Source organism: Rathayibacter sp. AY1A4, assembly GCF_002930955.1.
Lineage (GTDB): Bacteria > Actinomycetota > Actinomycetes > Actinomycetales > Microbacteriaceae > Rathayibacter.
The window spans coordinates 188779-208531 of sequence record NZ_PSTN01000003.1; the positions used below are offsets into that span (position 1 = coordinate 188779).

The following is a 19753-nucleotide window of genomic DNA, read 5'->3' on the forward strand; positions in this document are numbered from 1 at the left end:
GGGAGGCGAGCGCTATTTATCTCGACGTCGAGACAATTCTACGCACGATCCGGAGCATCGCCCGCATCGGCGCGCTCGTCGGCTCCGCGGTACTCGGCCCGGACGGCGAGCACGGTGAGCACCAGCAGCGGCGCGTACAGGGGCAGGCCCAGCGCCAGCTTCCAGATGCCCAGCGCCGTGGTGTCCTCGGCGAGGAACAGCGGGTACTGCACGGCCAGGCGCAGGAGGAAGAGCCCCGCCCACGCGAGGGTCAGGGCGCCGAAGAGGCGGCGCTTGCGCCGATCGGACCGCCAGGAGGTGCCGTCCCCCATCAGGAAGCCGGCGGCGACGCCGATCAGGGGCCAGCGCACGAGGACGGAGAGGAGGAAGACGAGCCCGTAGACGAGGTTGGTGAGCAGCCCCAGGGCGAAGTTGTCGACGCCCCGCCCGGTGAACAGCGCCAGTGCGGCCGAGACCACCACGGCGAGCAGTCCGCCGACGGCCTGGATCACCGGCGTCCGGCCGAGCACCCGCGCCACCGTGAACGCCACGGCGAGCCCGACGGACGCGACCAGCGAGAGCACCAGCTCCGAGGTGACCGTGTAGAGCAGGACGAAGGCGATGCCGGGCACGACGGCCTCGAGGATCCCCCGGACGCCGCCCATGGTGCGCAGCAGCGCCTTCCCGTCGAACGGCTCGCCGTCGGCGACCGCGCCGAGCCCCGAGCGGCGGGCGGCCTGCGCGATCGCGTCGCCGACCTCGGGCCGGACCGGCTCCTCCGATCGGGCCGGGTCCTCGGGCCGCACCGGCTCCATGCCGGTCAGCTCGCGCTCTGCTGGGTCTGGCTGCCGGTCGGCACCTTCAGCGGGATCAGGTCGCGCGGAGGCATCGGGCCGCTGCCGCGGACCACGACGATGCTGCGGAAGAGCTCCTCGACCGAGGCGGCCGCCTGCTCGTCGACGGCTCCGGCTCCGGCGATCACGCCGCGGAGGAACCAGCGCGGACCGTCGACACCGACGAACCGGGCGACGCGGGTCTGGCCGCCGGCGATCGGGAGCTCGGCGACGAGCTCCGGACCGAAGACGCCGTCGCGCTCCGTCGTCGATCCGCCCTGACGGCCGATCTGCTCGGCGATCTGGCCGCGGATCTCGTGCCAGAGGCCCGAGGAGCGCGGCGCGGAGAAGGGCTGCACCTGCAGCGTCGACCCGGCGTAGTCGAGGCCGACGGCGATGACGCGCTTGGTCCCCTCCTCGACCTCGAGGCGGATGTGCATGCCCTCGCGGGGAAGCACCTTCACCCCGCCGAGGTCGATGTAGGGGCGGACCGGGTTGGCCTCGCGCTCGTCCAGGGGCCCGGCCTCCGCGCGGTCCTCCGGCGCCGACTTCTCGAAGTCCTGCTGGACGGGCTCGGCGGCCTCGCCGGTCGTGGACTGGATGTCGCTCATGCGCTCTCCTCGTGGATTCTGGTCTCCTGGGCGCCGGCGGCGTACCCGGTGGATCCGAAGCCGCCCGTGCCGCGGACCGACTCGGGAAGCTCGTCGACGGCCGTGAACCTCGCCTGGACGACGGGGACGATCACGAGCTGCGCGATCCGGTCCCCCGCCGAGACGCGGTACGTCTCGCGGCTGTCCGTGTTCAGCAGCGCCACCCGGATCTCGCCGCGGTAGCCCGCGTCGATCGTTCCGGGGGCGTTGACGACGGTGATGCCGTGCCTGAAGGCCAGCCCGCTGCGGGGGACGACGAAGCCGGCGTGGCCCTCCGGGAGGGCGACGGCCACCCCTGTGCCGACGGAGGCGCGCTCACCGGGGGCGAGCACCACGTCCTCCGTCGAGTGGAGATCGGCTCCCGCGTCGCCCGGACGGGCGTAGGAGGGGAGCCGGTCCGCGGTGATCGGGACGTCGACGGTTGCAGGCACGTGACGAGGGTAGACCAAACGTCTGATCCAATAGGGTCATGCCGTCCTACCGAGAGAGGCTGTGGCCCGCGCCCTGGCTCTTCGTCGCCACCGCCCTCGTGATCCCCGCCAGCATCCTGGTGTTCGCTCCCATCGACTTCGCGGTGGGGGTGATCGTCGCGGTCGTTCTGTACGCGGGCTGCGTGCTGTCGCTGCTGGCGCTCTCCCCCGTGATCGAGGTGGCGGAGGGGGAGCTGCGCGCCGGCCGCGCGCACATCCCGCTCGACCTCGTGGGCGAGCCGTCCTCCTACTCGGGGGACCAGGCGTTCGCCGAGCGCGGGACGCGCCTGGACGCGCGGGCGTACCTGGTCATCCGCGGCTGGGTGAAGGAGGTGGTGCGGGTCCCGATCGAGGATCCGGCCGACCCGACGCCGTACTGGCTGGTCTCCACCCGCCGCCCGGACGACATCGTCGCCGCGATCCGGGGATCACGGCGACGGAGCGGTCGTCCTTCGGAGCCGGGAGGCGCTTAAGCGGCGCACTCCAGGCAGATCGGTCCGAGCTTCTCCTCGTGGTCGATCTGCGAGCGGTGCTTCACGAGGAAGCAGCTCACGCACGTGAACTCGTCCGCCTGGGGCGGAAGGACCACGACGTCCAGATCGAGGTCGGACAGATCGGCACCGGGCAGTTCGAATCCGCCCGGGTTGTCGGCGTCATCGACGTCGACGACTCCGGACATCTTGTCGGGGACTCGCTCCTTCAGGGCCTCGATCGACTCGGAGTCGTCATCGGTCTTGCGGGGGGCGTCGTAGTCCGTAGCCATTCCCATCCACTTCTTATTTCTGCTGTTCAACAAATCGGCGGGGTCAGTGTGCATCACGACGCATCGATTCGCAAACCACCTCGAACGGCTCTTGACACCCGCTCGCCCCGCCTCCTTCCGCACCAACTTTCGACCCGCCCGGGGTATTCCCGGCCGATCGCCCGGGCGCGTGGCATCCTTGCCCGGTCCGCGTCCAGAAGGAGGGTCCCCACGATGATGGAACTGAAGGTGATCGGCGTCGAGGGCGGATCGCTCGTCCTCGTGTCCGAGGGCGGCGAGCGCTTCTCGGTCCGCATCGACGAGACGCTGCAGAGCCAGCTGCGGCCGCGGGTCCACACCCTCCCGCCGCGCGAGAAGCGCGTCTCCCCCCGCGAGATCCAGGCCCACATCCGCTCCGGGCTCTCCGCCGAGGAGGTCGCCGAGCTCACGGGCGCCGACCTGGGCTACGTCCAGCGCTTCGAGGGACCCGTCACGGCCGAGCGCGAGCACATCGTCGCGTCCGCCCTCGCCGTGCGCGTCTACACGACCACCGACCCCGATCCCCTCGAGGAGGGCACGCCCTTCGGCGACGTCATCCGCGACCGCCTCGCGTCGCTCGGCGCCGAGGGCGAGCAGTGGTCGAGCTGGAAGGAGGAGGAGGGCTGGGTCGTCAAGCTCCTCTTCCGCTCGGACGAGATCGACCACGACGCCCGCTGGCGCTTCGACCCGCGGAAGGCGCTGCTGTCGCCGCTGACCTCCGAGGCGATCACGCTCTCGCAGCAGGGCGAGATCCGGCCGACCCTCATCCCGCGCCTGCGCGCCGTCATCCCCGCCGCCGTCGACGAGCTCGCCACGCGCTTCGACACGGAGTCCGCGGAGGCGCCGACCCGCTCCGCCCGGGCCGACCACCCCACGGCAGGCCGCCCCGCCGCGATGCCGCACGCCCGACCGGCCGCCGTCCGCCCCTCCGACACGGAGCCGCAGCCGGCCCTCTCCGAGACCCCGCGCCCGATCTCGACGCTCCCCCGCCCCGTCACGAGCACGACGGAGCAGCGCGAGCGCAACCTCAACGACACCGCCGACCTGCTCGACGCCCTGCGGCGCCGCCGGGGCGAGCGCGATCACGCCTCGAGCCTCCGCGTCCGCGAGGAGCCGGAGCCCGAGGCCGAGGCCGCTCCTCCCGTCGAGAAGGCACCGGAGCCGCCGCGCACCGCTCCCCCGGTCCCCGAGCAGCCGTCGGGCGCGCGCGGGAGCCTCCGCAGGGGGCGGGCGTCGATGCCGAGCTGGGACGAGATCGTCTTCGGAGCGCGCAGCGACGACTGACCCTCAACCGGCGCGGCTCCGCCGGGGTGGACGGTGCCCCCCGTCCCCTCGGCCCGGCTCAGGCCAGCGCGCCGAAGCGGAGGAGCGGCACCTGCGTCTCCTCCGGCGTGAGCGACCCGTGCTGCCCGATCATGGAGCGGCCGGAGGAGTCGTCCGCCGCGTAGTAGGCGATGGTCCTCCGCGCCGCGACGAACACGTCGCCCATCCGCTCGGCCGCCGCCGGAGAGACCTCGCCGAACCAGCCGCTCACGGCGACGTCGTCGCGCGTCGCGATCCAGGCGCGTGCGCCCTCCGCCTCGATCCAGCGCCGCGCCACCTCGTCGGGGTCCACACCCGGCTCGAGGTGCAGCTGCAGGCAGCGGGGCTCTCCGCCGAGGTGCCGGACGCCCTCGAGCAGCGGTCCCCGCTCGACGAGCACGTGCGAGGACGCCGGAACGTCCACGATGCCGTGGTCGGCGGTGACCAGCACGCTCTCGCGGGCGGAGAGCCCGCGGACCGCTCCGCCGACCTCCCCGTCCAGGAGCTCGAGCGCTGCCGTCCACTCCGGCGACTCCCAGCCGCGCGCGTGCGCCGCCTGGTCGAGCTCAGGGACGTAGAGGTACACGAGCTGCCGGCCGCCCTCGTCGAGCAGGGCGCGCGCCGCCGTGAAGCGCTCGGCGACGCCGCCGGCGGAGTGGTACTCGGCGCCGCGCAGGATCGCCCGCGTGAGACCGGAGCGGGCGTACCGCGCGGGGCCGATCACTCCGGCCCGGACACCGGCGGCCGAGGCCTGCTCGAAGACCGTGGGGTGGGGCTGCCACGTCTCGGGCACCATGCCCTCGTCCCAGCCGGAGAGCTGGTTGACCAGGCGGTCGGAGGCGCGGTCGAGCACGCGGTAGCCGACCATCCCGTGCCCGCCCGGGCGCAGGCCCGTCGTCAGGCTCGCCAAGGCCGCCGCGGTGGTCGTCGGGAAGCCCGAGACGAGCGTGGTGCCGCGGTTGAGGGCCGGAGCGAGCGTGCGCGAGTGGCCCCCGCGCTGGCGGAGGTTCGCGGCACCCAGGCCGTCGACGAGGACGACCACGATCCGCTCGACGCGGGGCGAGCCGAAGAGGCCGGGGCGGCCCAGGAGCGCGTCGAGGGCGCCCGGCAGGACGTCGGCGAGGCTCCGCCGCCCGTCGGGGGCTGGCGGTAGCATGTGGGTCATCGCGCCCAGTTTCGCACAGCGCCGCCGTCCCCGCCGGGCCGGTGCAGCGGAGCGTCCGCGTGAACGGGAGGGCCGGTCCCGTCCGCGAGGCGCCGTCTCCGCTCCGCCCGTCCCGTCGAGCGCCGCAGGGCGGTGCAGTCCCCCGCCGCCGCCCCGCGCCCGCCACCGAATCGAGTCATGAACGCTGCAGCCCCCTCCTCCGGATTCTCGCTCACCGAGCGCATCGAGGACGTCGACGTCTCGGCCGAGATGGAGGGGTCCTTCCTCGAGTACGCGTACTCGGTCATCTACTCGCGGGCCCTGCCCGACGCCCGCGACGGCCTCAAGCCGGTGCAGCGCCGGATCCTCTACATGATGAGCGAGATGGGGCTGCGGCCCGATCACGGCCACGTGAAGTCGGCCCGCGTGGTCGGCGAGGTGATGGGCAAGCTGCACCCGCACGGCGACGCCTCGATCTACGACTCCCTCGTCCGCCTCGCCCAGCCGTTCACGATGAGGGTCGCCCTCGTCGACGGGCACGGCAACTTCGGCTCCCTCGACGACGGCCCGGCCGCGGCCCGCTACACCGAGGCCCGCCTCGCCCCGGCCGCCACGGCCATGACCGAGCACCTCGGCGAGGACGTCGTCGACTTCGTCCCGAACTACGACAACTCGCACGACCAGCCCGAGGTCCTCCCCTCCGCGTTCCCGAACCTGCTGGTCAACGGGGCCAGCGGCATCGCCGTCGGCATGGCGACGAACATGGCGCCCCACAACCTCGTGGAGGTGATCGGGGCGGCCCGGCACCTGATCGCCCATCCCGACGCGTCCCTGGACGACCTGATGTCGTTCGTCCCGGGACCGGACTTCCCGAGCGGTGGCACGATCGTCGGTCTCGCCGGCGTGCGCGACGCCTACGCGACCGGCCGGGGCGGCTTCAAGACCCGCGCGCGCGTCTCGGTCGAGAGCATCACCGCGCGCAAGTCCGGCCTGGTCGTCACCGAGCTGCCCTACCTCGTCGGCGCCGAGAAGGTCATCGACAAGATCAAGGACGGCGTCCAGAACAAGAAGCTCAGCGGCATCTCGGACGTCACCGACCTGACGGACCGGGACAACGGCCTCCGGCTCGTCATCGGGATCAAGACCGGCTTCAGCCCGGAGGCCGTCCTCGAGCAGCTCTACCGCTACACGCCCCTCGAGGACGCGTTCTCGATCAACAACGTCGCGCTGGTCGACGGCGGCCCGCGCACCCTCGGCCTGAAGGAGCTGCTGCAGGTCTACATCGGCCACCGGGTGCAGGTCGTCACCCGGCGGACCCGCTACCGACTGCGCAAGCGCCAGGAGCGGCTGCACCTGGTCGAGGGCCTGCTCATCGCGATCCTCGACATCGACGAGGTCATCCAGCTGATCCGCGGGAGCGACGACACCGCGGCGGCGCGGGCCCGGCTGATCGAGGTCTTCGACCTCAGCACCCTGCAGGCCGACTACATCCTCGAGCTCCAGCTCCGCCGCCTCACGAAGTTCTCGCGCATCGAGCTCGAGACCGAGCGCGACACCCTCCTCGCCGAGATCGCCGAGCTCGAGGCCCTCCTCGCCAGCCGCTCACGGATCGACGAGCTGGTCTCGGACGAGCTCGACGAGGTCGCCCAGCGCCTCGGGACCCCGCGGCGCACCCTGCTCACCGAGGCGCGTCCCTCCGTCGCCACCACCGGGCGGAAGGCCGCCGCGGTGCTCGAGATCGCGGACGTGCCCTGCCGGGTGCTGCTGAGCACCACCGGCCGCATGGTGCGGGTCGACCGCGACCCCGAGGCCGCTCCCCACCCCGAGCGCGCCACGCGCCGCTCGAAGCACGACGCCGTCCTCAGCGTGCTCGACACGACCAGCCGGACGGAGATCGGCGCGGTCACCAGCGCCGGTCGGCTCCTCCGCTTCTCGCCGGTCGACGTGCCCGCCGTCCCCTCCTCCTCGGTGCAGCTGGGCGCGGGCGTGCGCATGAGCGACTACCTCCCGCACCTGGCGAAGGACGAGCGGGTGCTCGCGCTCGTCGCCCTCGACGACGAGCGGCCGATCGCGCTCGGCACCCGGCAGGGCGTCGTCAAGCGCGTCGCGCCGGGCGAGCTGCCCAACCGCCCGGACATCGAGCTCATCGCTCTGAAGCCGAAGGACGCCGTCGTGGGCGCGGCCGCGTCGGCGGAGGAGGACGAGCTGGTCTTCGTCACCGGCGAGGCCCAGCTGCTGCGCTTCCCCGCGTCCGCCGTCCGCCCTCAGGGCCGGACCGCCGCGGGGATGGCCGGGGTCAAGCTGGCCGAGACCGACGACGTCGTGCACTTCGCCGTCGTCGCCGCCGAGGACCGGGACGAGGCCGTCGTCGCGACGGTCGCCGTCGACAGCTGGGCCCTCTCGGGGACCGACACCGGCAGTGCGAAGGTCTCGCCGTTCTCGGAGTTCCCCGCCAAGGGCAGGGCCACCGGCGGAGTCCGTGCGCAGCGCTTCCTTAAGGGTGAGACCGCCCTCGGAGTGGCGTGGGTCGGCCCCGGTCCCGCGCACGCGCTCGAGGCCGACGGCTCGGTCGCCGCGCTGCCCGACTCCGGGATGAAGCGCGACGGCTCCGGCGTGGCGCTCGCGGCGCCGATCGCGACGATCGGAGCGGCGCCCGAGGTGTTCTGAGCCCCGCGGCTCAGACGTCGATGCGGTCCCGCGACAGCGACTCGGACCCGCGGACGATGAACTCCTTGCGGGGTGCCACGTCGTTGCCCATCAGCAGCTCGAACACCCGGCCGGCGTTCTCGGCGTCGGCGACCCGCACCCGGCGGAGGGTGCGGCGGGAGCGGTCCATGGTCGTCGTGGCCAGCTGGTCCGCGTCCATCTCGCCGAGCCCCTTGTAGCGCTGGATCGGGTCCTGGTAGCGGCGGCCCGCCTTGCCGAGGGCCGCGAGCACGCTCTGCAGCTCCTTCTCGGAGTAGGTGTAGATCGTCTCGTTCGGCTTCTTCCCCGCGTTCATCACCACGAGCCGATGCAGCGGAGGCACGGCGGCGAAGACGCGCCCCGCCTCGACGAGCGGCCGCATGTAGCGGAAGAAGAGCGTGAGCAGCAGGGTGCGGATGTGGGCGCCGTCGACGTCGGCGTCGCTCATCAGGATGATCTTCCCGTAGCGGGCGGCCGAGAGGTCGAAGGAGCGGCCGGAGCCGGCTCCGATCACCTGGATCATCGAGGCGCACTCGGCGTTCGAGAGCATGTCGGCGATGCTCGCCTTCTGCGTGTTGAGGATCTTCCCCCGGATCGGCAGCAGGGCCTGGTACTCGCTGTTGCGGGCGAGCTTGGCGGTGCCGAGGGCGGAGTCGCCCTCGACGATGAAGAGCTCGCTGTTCTCGACGTCGCTGCTGCGGCAGTCGACCAGCTTCGCCGGAAGGGAGGAGGACTCCAGCGCGTTCTTGCGGCGCTGCGTCTCCTTGTGCGCGCGGGCCGAGATCCGCGACTTCATCTCGGCGACGACCTTCTCGAGGAGCTGGGAGGTCTGCGCCTTGTCCTCGCGGCGCGTCGAGGAGAACACCGCGCCCAGCGTCGAGGCGATGGTGGAGGCGACGATCGCGCGGACCGCGGGCGTGCCCAGCACCTCCTTCGTCTGGCCTTCGAACTGCGGCTCAGGGAGCCGCACGGTCAGCACGGCGCTGAGCCCGGCGAGGACGTCGTCCTTCTCGAGCTTGTCCGAGCCGACCTTGAGGCGGCGGGCGTTCGCCTCCACCTGGGAGCGGAGCAGCTTCAGCAGGCCCTGCTCGAAGCCGGTCTGGTGCGTCCCGCCCTTGGGCGTCGAGATGATGTTCACGAAGCTGCGCATCACCGTCTCGTAGCCGGTGCCCCAGCGCAGGGCGATGTCGACCTCGCAGGTGCGCTCCACCTCGGTGGGCACCATGGCGCCGCCGGGGGTCAGCACCGGCACGGTCTCGGTGAAGGTGCCGGAGCCGGTGAGGCGCAGCACCTCGGTCACGGGGGCGTCGGGGGCGAGGAACTCGACGAACTCCGAGATGCCGCCGTCGTAGCGGAACATCTCGGCGCGGCGCTCGTCCGCTCGGTCGTCGACGATGTCGATCGTCAGGCCGGGGACGAGGAACGCGGTCTGCCGGGCGCGCGTCACCAGGTCGTCCGTCTGGAACGAGGCGCCCTTCGTGAAGATCTGGCGGTCGGCCCAGTAGCGCACGCGCGTACCGGTGACGCCCTTGGCGACCTTCCCGACGACCGTCAGCTCCGACCCGTTCTCGAACGGCGTGAACGGAGCGTCGGGGGTGGGCTCGCCCGCGTCGGCGAAGCGCCCGGGCTCCCCCCGGTGGAACGACATCCGGTAGGTGCGGCCGTTGCGGTCGACCTCGACGTCCAGGCGCTCCGAGAGCGCGTTGACCACGGAGGCGCCGACGCCGTGCAGACCGCCGGACGCCGCGTAGGACCCCGAGCCGAACTTGCCGCCCGCGTGCAGCTTCGTGAACACGACCTCGACTCCGGAGAGCCCCGTCTTCGGCTCGATGTCGACCGGGATCCCGCGCGCGCGGTCGCGCACCTCGACGCTGCCGTCGGCGTGCAGGAGCACGCTGATCTCGGTCCCGTGCCCGGCCAGCGCCTCGTCGACGGAGTTGTCGATGACCTCCCAGAGGCAGTGCATGAGGCCGCGCGAGTCGGTCGATCCGATGTACATGCCGGGCCGCTTCCGGACCGCCTCGAGACCCTCGAGGACGGAGAGGTGACGGGCGTTGTAGTCGGTGGAGGCCATCCGCCCAGTCTACTTTCGGGAACCGCTCCGGCCGCGGTGGCGCGGCACCCGGCGGCAGCACGATGGCCGCTCGGCGCGGGGCCCCTACGCGCAGAGCGAAATGCCGACCGATCGACTCCGTGCGGAAACAATCGCGTGCTTGGATGGGTTCCACTAAGCAGAGATCGAAGACCGAGTGCAGGAGGCCAAGTCATGTCGACCACAGCAACCCAGAACGGCGTGGACGAGCTCGCCGGTGCCCACCAGCTCTCCGCCGCCGACCGCTGCGACAGCTGCGGTGCGCAGGCGTACATCCGAGTGGTCGTGAACAACGGAGAACTGCTGTTCTGCGCGCACCACGGGAAGAAGTACCAGGAGAAGCTCTCCAGCATCGCCCAGAGCTGGCACGACGAGTCCGCCCGACTCTTCGAGGAGCAGCGTCCCTAGCGCGTCCCCGATCAGCCCGGACGGCGCGTCAGCGCCCTACCGACCGACACCGAGCCGCTTCGCGATCACTTCGCGAGCGGCTCGTGCCGTTTCATCGACCAGGCGGAGACGCTCGTCCGACGGGGAGTAGGCGTCGCCGAGGGCGCGCCGCAGGATCGCGTCCGCGAGCGAGGGGTTCTTCGCGAGGACGGGGCCGTGCAGGTGCGTGCCCAGAAGGCCTCCCACCGCGTAGCCCTCGTGGCCGGCGCCGTCGCCGGTGCCGTGCAGCACTCGGCCGAGCGCGTGCTCGGGCGCGATCCCGGTCATCCGGCGCTCGTGGTTCTCGAAGCCGACGAGGACGCCGCCCGGCGTCTCGACGAGGAGGTCGTCGGTCGCGCGCTCGCCCGTGACCGAGTCTCCGGGGAACAGTCCGATCCCCCGGGCTCCGCCCGCGGCCGTGCTGATCGAACCGGCCAGCATCTCCCAGCCGGCTCCGACCGCGACCACCTGAGTGCCCTGGTCGACCCAGGCCCGCAGCGTCGGCGCGATCTCGTGGAGGAGTGCCAGGACGCCCGGGAGGTCCTCGTCCGCTCCCGTCCCGGCGACCAGGACGTCCGGACGGACCTCGGCGTCGGAGGTGGTCGCCAGCGGCACCACCTCCGCCTCGACGCCCGACCAGCGCGCCCGAGCCGCGAGGACCCGGGCGTTCGCCGCGTCGCCGTTGCTGTCCAGGACGTCGGGAGCGAGCACGGCGATGCGGAGGGTGGTCACGCGGTCTCCTCGCGGTTGGTGACGAGCTGCAGGTGCGCACGGGTGCGGCGCATCGAATCGGCCGAGAAGACGATGGTCTTCCGGCCGGAGGCGGGGGTCGGCAGAGCGAGGAACGCGTCGAGCGCGCGACCCAGGTCCTCGTCGACGGAGTCGACGCGCACGCCGTCGTAGCGCAGGTGCAGCGCCGCCTCGTGCGCCTTCGACCCCGAGACGACACGGACGTGCCCGAGCACGGAGGTGTCCACGGGCCAGAAGTAGGAGGGGTCTCGGACGTCGGAGCCGATCGCGAGCATGATCTGCTCGGTCCCCTCGGGGATCTCCGCGATGTTCAGGCGGTAGCTCGCCGGGTTCTGAACCAGGACGAACTCGACCTCGTGGCCGCGCACGGTGACGATCTCGCCCCGCCCGAAGACGGGGTCGATGCTCGAGAGCGCGGAGGCGGCGAGGGCCGGGTCGAAGCGCTCGGCGAGCACGGCGCGGGCCGTGGAGACGGCCGCCGCGGCGTCGACCGCGTAGTGGACGCCCCGCGCGGGGAGCCGGACCTCGAGCGGGTCGCCGTCGCTGACGATGCGCGCGGCCGCTCCCGTCGTGCTCTCGACGACGGTGGTGGCACGGTCGGTCCCGGCCTCCGCCTCCGCGGCGTAGCCGAGACCGCCGGACGCGGAGTCGCGGACGGAGGAGGAGACGCCGTACCAGCGGATCCGCTCGTCGGGGAGGGAGGTCGCGACATCGGCGACGTGGCGGTCGTCGGCGTTCAGCACGACGGGACCGGTCGCGCGGGAGGCGATGGTGCCGAGCATCCGGGCGACCATGGCCGGATCGAAGAAGCGGTCGATCTGGTCGACCACCACGTTCGTCAGCAGGACGACGCGGGGGCGCATCCGAGGCGCGAGGCGCGCGCCGTGACCCTCGTCCATCTCGAGGACGGCGATGTCGGCGTCGATCCGTCCGCGGAGGTCCGCCCGCTCCAGGAGCGCGGAGGTCAGCCCCTGGGCGATGTTGGCCGTCGACGGGTTGGTGAAGACCCGGAGCCCGTGCGCGCGGAGCACCGCGACCAGCATCTTGGTCGTGGTCGACTTGCCCGCCGATCCCGTGACGACCACGAGGCCGTCCCGGAACCCGTCGAGCACCGCGGGCAGGAATCCGGGCGCGACGCGGTTCACCACGAGTCCGGGCACGGCGGATCCCCCGCCGGGCTTCCGGACCCGCGCGGCGAACCGGGCGGCCCTCCCGAGGAGGACCGCCGGCGCGTAGCGGATCACCGGCCTACTCGAGGTAGTCGCGGAGCGACTGCGAGCGGGACGGGTGGCGGAGCTTGGCCATCGTCTTGGACTCGATCTGGCGGATGCGCTCGCGCGTCACGCCGAAGGTGTCGCCGATCTGGTCGAGCGTCTTCGGCATGCCGTCGCCGAGGCCGAAGCGCATGCGGATCACGCCGGCCTCGCGCTCCGAGAGCGAGTCGAGCAGCGACTCCAGCTGCTTCTGCAGCATGGTGAAGCCCACGGCGTCGGCCGGGACGACCGCCTCGGTGTCCTCGATGAGGTCGCCGAACTCGCTGTCGCCGTCCTCGCCCAGGGGCGTGTGCAGCGAGATCGGCTCGCGCCCGTACTTCTGCACCTCGATGACCTTCTCAGGGGTCATGTCGAGCTCGCGCGAGAGCTCCTCGGGCGTGGGCTCGCGGCCCAGGTCCTGGAGCATCTGGCGCTGCACGCGGGCCAGCTTGTTGATGACCTCGACCATGTGCACCGGGATGCGGATGGTGCGGGCCTGGTCGGCCATCGCGCGGGTGATCGCCTGGCGGATCCACCACGTGGCGTAGGTCGAGAACTTGAAGCCCTTGGTGTAGTCGAACTTCTCGACCGCACGGATGAGGCCCAGATTGCCCTCCTGGATGAGGTCGAGGAACTGCATCCCGCGACCGGTGTAGCGCTTCGCGAGGCTGACGACGAGCCGGAGGTTCGCTCCGAGCAGGTGGCTCTTCGCGCGCTGGCCGTCCTTCGCGACCCAGCGCAGCTCGCGGACGAGCTCCGGGCTGAGGTCGGTCGAGTTGGCGAGCTTGTCCTCGGCGAACAGGCCGGCCTCGATGCGCATCGCGAGCTCGACCTCCTCGGCCGCGTTCAGCAGCGCGACCTTGCCGATCTGCTTCAGGTAGTCCTTGACCGGGTCGGCGGTGGCGCCGGTGATCGCGGTCGAGTAGACCGGGACCTCGTCGTCCTCTCCGCCGAACGACAGGACGAGCGCACCGCTCGGGAGCGGCTCGGCCGGAGCGGCGACGGCAGCGGCGGCCGGGGCCTCCGGCGTCTCCGCGTCGTCCTTCGCTTCGGTCTCGGTGTCCTCGGCGACGACCTCGGTCTCCTCCTCCTCCGCCGCCTCGTCGGGCTCGACGGCGTCGGTCGGCTCCTCCTCGGTGTCGGCAGGAGCAGCGGCCTTGGTCGTGGCGCGCGAGCGGGTCGTCTTGGCCGCGGTGGTCTTGGCCGCCGTGGTCTTCGCCGCGGGCTTGCGCGTCGCGGGCTTCTTGGTGGTCGTCGTCACGTCGTCGTCGACGGCGTCGAGCGTTGCGGTCTTGGTAGCTCTGGTGGCCATGGCGGCACCTCTCCATCCGTTGCGTCCCGGGGGCGGGCGGCGCGGGAGGGCGTCGTCCGTCGGTGGGCATTACGAGGACCCATGTCAAGTCGAGGACGTCGCACGCCCGACGTGGGCCTGGTGCTCCTCGACCCGAACGGGTCCTATTGACAATTATTGCACGTCTGAGTAGTGCAGCCGTGCGGTGCGGTGCGAGTGGGGCTCGATCCGGCGGGATCCGGGCAGTTCCGCTGGGACATCGCGTCTGCAGAAGGGCGGATCGACGGGGACGACCGTCAGCGCCCCGCGCGGCCGCGGCGCATCCGGTCACTCAGTGCAACCCAGAGAGGGGCCACGGTTATTCCCTCGTCCTCGGCCAGGCGGCGGCGGGTCCGGCGGCGCGCGACGACGAGTCCGACGACTCCGGCGCCGACCACCACGTACTGCACGCACCACGCCAGGCGGAAGTGCTCGAGCGAGTAGGTCTGCTCGGAGGAGGCACCGGGACCGGCCAGTGCGTCGAGGATCAGGCCGATCGCGAACATCATCGTGAAGCTGGCCAGGAACCCGCCCACGTTGACGACTCCGTTCGCCGCGCCGAGGCTCCGCGAGGGGTTGAACGTGCGGGCGAAGTCGAACCCGATCATGGAGCCGGGGCCGCCCGCTCCGACGACGATCAGGAGCAGCACCACGAGCCAGTACGGCGGGACGCCGGGCCAGAGCAGCACGACGGTCCAGGCGACCGCCATCGCCGAGACGATCCCGAGCACGAGGTTGCTGCGGCGCATGGGGTGGCGAGCGGTCAGGACGCCGAGCACCGGCCCGACGACGATCCCCGCGATCACGACGATCGTGAGGGTCGGCGCGGCGACGGTCGGCGGCAGGCCGATCGCGTAGACGAGGAAGGGGTAGCCCCAGAGCAGCGTGAACACCGTGCCGGAGGACTGCGTGACGAAGTGCGACCAGAAGCCGAGCTGCGTCCCCGGCCGGCGCAGGCTCACTCCGAGCTGCGCGATCGTCGCCCGGAGCGTCGGAGGCACGACCGTGATCGGCTCGGTGCGCGGCGGGACGTCGGCGACCAGGAGGAGCACGCCGAGGAAGGACACGGCCCCGAGGCCGGCGGCGCTGAGGAACGCGGGCTCCCAGCCGAACGTGTGGAGGATCGCCGCGAACGGGAGTGCGGAGAGGATCTGGCCCACCTGGCCGATGTTGCCGGTCCACTGCGAGAGCTGCGGCACGATCGGTCCGCTGAACCAGGTCACCGTGAGGCGGATCACGGAGGTGAAGATCGCGGCGTCCCCGGCTCCCAGCAGGATCCGCCCGACGATCGCGACGCCGATGCCCGGCGCGATCGCGACCACGACCTGGCCCGCCATCATCAGGGCCGTGCCCGAGAGGATCAGGGTCCGCGGGCCGAACCGGTCGATGAGGATCCCGACCGGGATCTGCATCCCGGCGTAGACGATCAGCTGGACGACGGCGAGCGACGAGAGGACGGCGGCGGCCACCCCGAACCGCTCCGCGGCGTCCACTCCTGCGACGCCCAGCGTCGTGCGGTCCAGGACCGCGACCAGGTAGGCGAACGCTCCGGCACCGAAGACGAACCAGGCTCGACGATCACGCACTCGTCCGATCCTACGGCCGCTCAGGAGGCGGTGGGCTCCTCGCCCGGGCGACGGATCGCGAGGAACTTCTCGAGCTCGGCGGCGATCGCGTCGGCGCTGGGCACGAAGCCGTCCTCGTCGGTGAGCGGCGAGCGGAGGCTCGTCCCCTCCATGTAGGTGTCGTGCCGCGCCTCGAGGGCCGAGACCAGCTTCTGCAGCTCGTCGTTGCCGCCGACCTGCTCGTCGACCTTGCCGAGGAACTCCCGCCCGCTCTCGCGCAGGCGGTCCGTCGGGAAGATGAGGCCGGTCGACGCCGAGATGCTCTCGAGCGCCGCGACCGCCGCCTGCGGGTACTCGGTGTCCGACAGGTAGTGCGGGATGAGCAGCGCGAAGCCGACCACGGTCAGACCGCGCTCGTAGAGGCGCAGCTCGAGCAGGTGGAGGACGTTCGAGGGCACCTGCGTGTGCGGCTTCCAGACCGACATCGCCTCGATCAGGTCCTCGCGGTTCCCGCTCACGGTGACGCCGACGGGCCGGGTGTGCGGCACGGGCATCGGGATCGCCTGGACCCACGTGGTCGAGGCGACGTCGAGCCGCTCGAGGAGGGAGACCACCGCGCGGGTGAACCGCTCCCACTGGAAGTCGGGCTCGAAGCCGGTGAGCAGGAGGAACGGCTGGTGCAGCTCGTCGTGCGCGAGCGAGAGCCGGAGCATCGCAGGACGGTAGTCCGTCAGGTGGTCCTGGTCGAACGTGATGATGGGGCGGCGGGCCCGGTAGTCGAGCAGCTGATCCTGGTCGAAGACCGCGACCTCGCGGTGCTCGAGGGTCTCGAAGAGGTACTCCCCCAGCTGCCCCACCGCTCCCCCGGCGTCGGCCGAGCCGGTCAGGCCCGCGACGAGGTGCAGCCCGCGCGGGATCTCGGAGAGGTCGCCCTCGATCTCGAACAGGTCTTCCGGATCCAGCATGCGTCCAGTCTAAACGGGGGTCCCGGCGCCCCGGCCGGGTCCGCTGAGCCCTCAGCGAACAGCGCCTAGCATTGCCGCCATGCCCCTCTCCTCTCTCGAGTACTCGACCGTTCCCGCCTCCGACATCGACACCGACGCCCTCGTCCTCGGCGTCGCCCCGGGACCCGATGGTCCCCGGCTCGTCGGCGCGGAGGGCTTCGAGGAGCTGGCCCCCGCGCTGACCGCGCTCGGCGCGACCGGCGCCGCCGAGACGCTCGTGCGCGTGCCGTCCTCGGTCCGTGCCGGAGTGATCGTCCTCGTCGGACTCGGCTCGGCGGAGCCCGACGACACCGCGCTGCGGAACGCCGCGGGCGCCGCCGTCCGCCTGCTCGCGGGGTCCGCCTCCGTCGCCCTCTCCCTCCCCGCCGGCTCCGACGGCACGCTCGCCGCGGTCGCCGAGGGCGCCGCGCTCGGCTCCTACTCCTTCACCGCCTTCCGCGGCAGCACCGCCGCCACGGCGAAGGCGCCCGTCGAGCACGTCGTCCTGCTGGGCGGCGGCGAGTCGGCCGACCCCGCCGTCCTGGACCGGGCGCTCGTGCTCGGCCGCGCGGTCGGCACGGTGAAGGACCTCGTCAACACTCCCCCGTCGCACCTCTATCCGCAGACGCTGGCCGAGGCCGTGCAGACCGGCGCCGAGGGACTGCCCCTCGAGGTCACCGTCTGGGACGAGGAGGCCCTCGCGGAGGAGGGGTTCGGCGGCATCCTCGGAGTCGGCAGCGGCTCCTCCCGCCCGCCCCGCCTCGTGAAGGTCGCCTACGCGCCCGAGGGCGCGAGCACCCACCTCGCCCTGGTCGGCAAGGGCATCACCTTCGACAGCGGCGGACTCTCGCTCAAGCCGCCGGCCTCGATGATCGGGATGAAGACCGACATGGCGGGCGCGGCGACCGTGTACGCCGTCGTGCGCGCCATCGCGGAGCTCGGCCTCCCGCTCCGCGCGACCGCCTGGCTCTGCATCGCCGAGAACCTCCCCTCCGGGACCGCGATCCGCCCGGACGACGTGCTCACCGTGCGCGGCGGGACCACGGTGGAGGTGCTGAACACCGACGCCGAGGGCCGGCTGGTGCTTGCCGACGGCCTCGTCGCCGCCAGCGAGGAGCAGCCCGATGCGATCATCGACGTCGCGACGCTGACCGGCGCCTCCGTGGTCGCCCTCGGCAACCGGACCGTCGGCGCTCTGGGCGACGACGAGCTGGTCTCCCGCGTCCTCGAGGCCGCCCGCACGGCGGGAGAGCCCTTCTGGCAGATGCCCCTCCCCGCGGAGCTGCGACCGCTGCTCAACTCGGACATCGCCGACATCGCGAACGTCAAGCCGGGCAACACCGCCGGCGGCATGCTCCTCGCCGGCCACTTCCTCCGCGAGTTCGTCGGGAAGCGCGGCGAGGGCGAGGACGCGACCACGATCCCGTGGGCGCACCTCGACATCGCCGGCCCCTCGAGCAACGGAGGCGGTGGCTACGGCTTCACCGGAGCCGGCGCCACGGGGGTCTCGGTGCGCGCGCTGATCGCCCTGGCCGAGGGCTTCGCGAGCGCGTAGTAGGGTCGACGGGGCGGGAGATCCCGCCTCGTCCCCCCTCCCGATCCGCTCGGCGCTCAGCGCCGGAGCCGGTCGGCCGGGAAGCGGGACCGCACGTCACGAGGGAGTCACTGGGTGTCGGAAGAGCGCTACGACCTGGTCGTGCTCGGAGGTGGCAGCGGCGGGTACGCGGCGGCCCTCCGGGCGACGCAGCTCGGGATGAGCGTCGCGCTCGTGGAGCGCGACAAGCTCGGCGGCACCTGCCTGCACCGCGGGTGCGTGCCCACCAAGGCCCTGCTGCACGCCGCCGAGCTGGCGGACGGCGCCCGCGAGGGAGAGAAGTACGGCGTGCTCTCGAGCTTCACCGGGATCGACATGGCGGGCGTCACGCGCTACCGCGAGGGCGTCGTCGCCGGCAAGTACAAGGGGCTCCAGAGCCTCGTGTCCTCGCGCGGCATCACGGTCGTCACGGGCGACGGCCGCCTCACCGCGCCGGGCACCGTGACGGTCGGCGAGCACGTGCTCCACGGCGCGTCGGTCGTCGTCGCCACCGGGTCCGCCTCCCGCACCCTCCCCGGGATCGAGATCGGCGGCCGCATCCTGACGAGCGACCAGGCTCTCGAGCTCGACCACGTGCCCGCGAGCGTCGTCGTCCTCGGCGGCGGAGTGATCGGCGTCGAGTTCGCGAGCGTCTGGCGCTCGTTCGGCGCCGAGGTCACGATCGTCGAGGCCCTCCCCCACCTCGTCCCCAACGAGGACGAGAGCGTCAGCAAGCAGCTGGAGCGCGCCTTCCGCAAGCGGGGCATCGCCTTCCAGCTGGGATCCCGCGTCGCGTCGGTCTCGCAGAGCGAGGGCGGCGTCTCCGTGTCGCTCGAGAGCGGCGCAACGGTGGAGGGCGAGATCCTGCTGGTCGCCGTCGGCCGCGGCCCGGTGACCGCGGGCATCGGCCTCGAGGAGGCCGGGGTCCGCCTCGACCGCGGCTACGTGCTGACCGACGAGCGCCTGCAGACCTCCGTCCCCGGCGTGTACGCCGTGGGCGACATCGTGCCGGGGCTCCAGCTCGCGCACCGGAGCTTCCAGCAGGGGATCTTCGTCGCAGAGGAGATCGCCGGTCTGGGGCCGCAGGTCGTCAGGGACGTCAACGTCCCGAAGGTGACCTACAGCGACCCCGAAGTGGCCTCCGTCGGCCTCGGCGAGGCCCGCGCGATCGCCGAGTACGGCGCCGAGCGCGTCGCCGTGTACGACTACGGCCTCGGCGGCAACGCCCGGAGCACGATCATCGGGACCACCGGCTCCGTGAAGGTCGTGCGCCTGGTCGACGGCCCCGTCGTCGGCGTGCACATGGTCGGAGCCCGCGTCGGCGAGCTGATCGGCGAGGCTCAGCTCATCGTGAACTGGGAGGCGCACCCCGAGGACGTCGCGCCCCTCGTGCACGCGCACCCCACTCAGAACGAGGCGCTCGGCGAGGCGCACCTCGCTCTGGCCGGGAAGCCGCTGCACGCCCTGTAGAACCACTGCGGTGCGGCGACCCGCCGCTTCCGCATCAGTAAGCTGGACATCGAAACACAAGCGTCTTAAGGAGACAGGCTCATGAGCGAATCCGTCAGCCTCCCGGCACTCGGAGAGAGTGTCACGGAAGGAACGGTCACCCGCTGGCTGAAGAACGTCGGGGACCGCGTCGAGGTGGACGAGCCCCTGCTCGAGGTCTCGACCGACAAGGTCGACACCGAGATCCCGTCGCCCGTCGCGGGAGTGATCGAGGAGATCCTCGTCCAGGAGGACGAGACCGTCGAGGTCGGCGCCGAGCTGGTGCGCATCGGAGACGGCTCCGGAGCCGCGTCGGCGTCCGAGCCCGAGGCTCCCGCCGAGGAGGCCCCCGAGGTCCAGGCCGCCGAGACCGAGGCCACTGACGAGGCGACCCCGTCGGTGGACGCCGAGAGCGACGCCGAGGCTCCCGCCCCGGCCGAGCCCGAGCC

The 19753-nt window shown here is 72.3% G+C and carries 18 protein-coding genes; 7 read left to right on the forward strand and 11 right to left on the reverse strand.

Features of this window, described 5'->3' with window-relative positions:
- Positions 1-38 precede the first annotated feature (38 nt).
- Genes C5B92_RS03515 through dut form a run of 3 tightly spaced genes read right to left on the reverse strand, consistent with a single transcriptional unit; the run spans position 39 to position 1893 of the window.
- Positions 39-794: a DUF3159 domain-containing protein gene (locus C5B92_RS03515; protein WP_104262906.1), complete on the reverse strand. Its 756-nt coding sequence runs from the start codon at positions 792-794 to the stop codon at positions 39-41.
- A 5-nt stretch (positions 795-799) separates the two neighbouring features.
- A complete protein-coding gene (locus tag C5B92_RS03520) occupies positions 800-1423 on the reverse strand; it encodes a DUF3710 domain-containing protein (RefSeq protein ID WP_104222103.1) in 624 nt (207 codons plus the stop codon).
- Positions 1420-1893, reverse strand: a complete 474-nt coding sequence (gene dut / locus C5B92_RS03525; RefSeq protein WP_104222105.1) for a dUTP diphosphatase — start codon at positions 1891-1893, stop codon at positions 1420-1422. The genes C5B92_RS03520 and dut overlap by 4 nt, the downstream gene beginning before the upstream one ends.
- 38 nt (positions 1894-1931) lie before the next feature.
- Here dut and C5B92_RS03530 point away from each other — a divergent pair, with 38 nt between their 5' ends.
- Complete coding sequence (locus C5B92_RS03530; protein ID WP_104222107.1) at positions 1932-2405, forward strand: DUF3093 domain-containing protein; 474 nt, start codon at positions 1932-1934, stop codon at positions 2403-2405.
- On the opposite strand, the gene C5B92_RS03535 is transcribed toward C5B92_RS03530, so the two are convergent.
- Positions 2402-2695 carry a DUF4193 domain-containing protein gene (locus C5B92_RS03535; protein ID WP_055792269.1) on the reverse strand — a complete coding sequence of 98 codons (294 nt, stop codon included), beginning with the start codon at positions 2693-2695 and terminating at the stop codon, positions 2402-2404. The two genes, C5B92_RS03530 and C5B92_RS03535, sit on opposite strands and share 4 nt — an antisense overlap.
- A 213-nt stretch (positions 2696-2908) precedes the next feature.
- Between C5B92_RS03535 and sepH the strand changes: the two genes are divergently transcribed.
- On the forward strand, positions 2909-3997 hold the full coding sequence (gene sepH, locus C5B92_RS03540) for a septation protein SepH (RefSeq protein WP_104350064.1): 1089 nt from the start codon (positions 2909-2911) through the stop codon (positions 3995-3997).
- A gap of 58 nt (positions 3998-4055) precedes the next feature.
- On the opposite strand, the gene C5B92_RS03545 is transcribed toward sepH, so the two are convergent.
- The gene (locus tag C5B92_RS03545; RefSeq protein ID WP_258061245.1) at positions 4056-5180 is read right to left on the reverse strand and encodes an alkaline phosphatase family protein; all 1125 of its coding nucleotides are present in this window, start codon (positions 5178-5180) and stop codon (positions 4056-4058) included.
- 177 nt (positions 5181-5357) lie between these two features.
- On the opposite strand from C5B92_RS03545, the gene C5B92_RS03550 reads away from it, so the two are divergent.
- Complete coding sequence (locus tag C5B92_RS03550; protein ID WP_104350065.1) at positions 5358-7826, forward strand: DNA topoisomerase (ATP-hydrolyzing) subunit A; 2469 nt, start codon at positions 5358-5360, stop codon at positions 7824-7826.
- Between the two features lie 10 nt (positions 7827-7836).
- Here C5B92_RS03550 and C5B92_RS03555 read toward each other — a convergent pair whose 3' ends face one another.
- Complete coding sequence (locus C5B92_RS03555) at positions 7837-9918, reverse strand: type IIA DNA topoisomerase subunit B (RefSeq protein ID WP_104225230.1); 2082 nt, start codon at positions 9916-9918, stop codon at positions 7837-7839.
- Positions 9919-10110: 192 nt separating this feature from the next.
- On the opposite strand from C5B92_RS03555, the gene C5B92_RS03560 reads away from it, so the two are divergent.
- Positions 10111-10344 (forward strand): hypothetical protein, encoded by a 234-nt coding sequence (locus C5B92_RS03560; protein ID WP_068212876.1) that lies wholly within the window; start codon positions 10111-10113, stop codon positions 10342-10344.
- Between the two features lie 36 nt (positions 10345-10380).
- Here C5B92_RS03560 and C5B92_RS03565 read toward each other — a convergent pair whose 3' ends face one another.
- The 5 genes from C5B92_RS03565 to C5B92_RS03585 all read right to left on the reverse strand — a co-directional run bounded on the left by C5B92_RS03565 (position 10381) and on the right by C5B92_RS03585 (position 16225).
- Positions 10381-11094 carry a type 1 glutamine amidotransferase gene (locus tag C5B92_RS03565; protein ID WP_146079250.1) on the reverse strand — a complete coding sequence of 238 codons (714 nt, stop codon included), beginning with the start codon at positions 11092-11094 and terminating at the stop codon, positions 10381-10383.
- Entirely contained in the window at positions 11091-12356 is a 1266-nt protein-coding gene (locus C5B92_RS03570; RefSeq protein ID WP_104273654.1) for a Mur ligase family protein, read from the reverse strand. Before C5B92_RS03570 ends, C5B92_RS03565 begins: the two co-directional genes overlap by 4 nt.
- A 4-nt stretch (positions 12357-12360) precedes the next feature.
- Positions 12361-13677, reverse strand: a complete 1317-nt coding sequence (locus tag C5B92_RS03575) for an RNA polymerase sigma factor (protein ID WP_104283621.1) — start codon at positions 13675-13677, stop codon at positions 12361-12363.
- Between the two features lie 275 nt (positions 13678-13952).
- Complete coding sequence (locus C5B92_RS03580) at positions 13953-15281, reverse strand: nitrate/nitrite transporter (RefSeq protein WP_104350067.1); 1329 nt, start codon at positions 15279-15281, stop codon at positions 13953-13955.
- Positions 15282-15301: 20 nt separating this feature from the next.
- Positions 15302-16225 (reverse strand): proteasome assembly chaperone family protein, encoded by a 924-nt coding sequence (locus tag C5B92_RS03585; protein ID WP_104238748.1) that lies wholly within the window; start codon positions 16223-16225, stop codon positions 15302-15304.
- 79 nt (positions 16226-16304) lie between these two features.
- Between C5B92_RS03585 and C5B92_RS03590 the strand changes: the two genes are divergently transcribed.
- From C5B92_RS03590 to C5B92_RS03600, 3 genes are all read left to right on the forward strand, one after another.
- Positions 16305-17798: a leucyl aminopeptidase gene (locus tag C5B92_RS03590; RefSeq protein ID WP_104350068.1), complete on the forward strand. Its 1494-nt coding sequence runs from the start codon at positions 16305-16307 to the stop codon at positions 17796-17798.
- Between the two features lie 114 nt (positions 17799-17912).
- Positions 17913-19286: a dihydrolipoyl dehydrogenase gene (gene lpdA, locus C5B92_RS03595; RefSeq protein ID WP_104296152.1), complete on the forward strand. Its 1374-nt coding sequence runs from the start codon at positions 17913-17915 to the stop codon at positions 19284-19286.
- An 81-nt stretch (positions 19287-19367) separates the two neighbouring features.
- A partial coding sequence (locus C5B92_RS03600) for a biotin/lipoyl-containing protein (protein ID WP_308470795.1) occupies positions 19368-19753 on the forward strand: 386 nt, incomplete at its 3' end.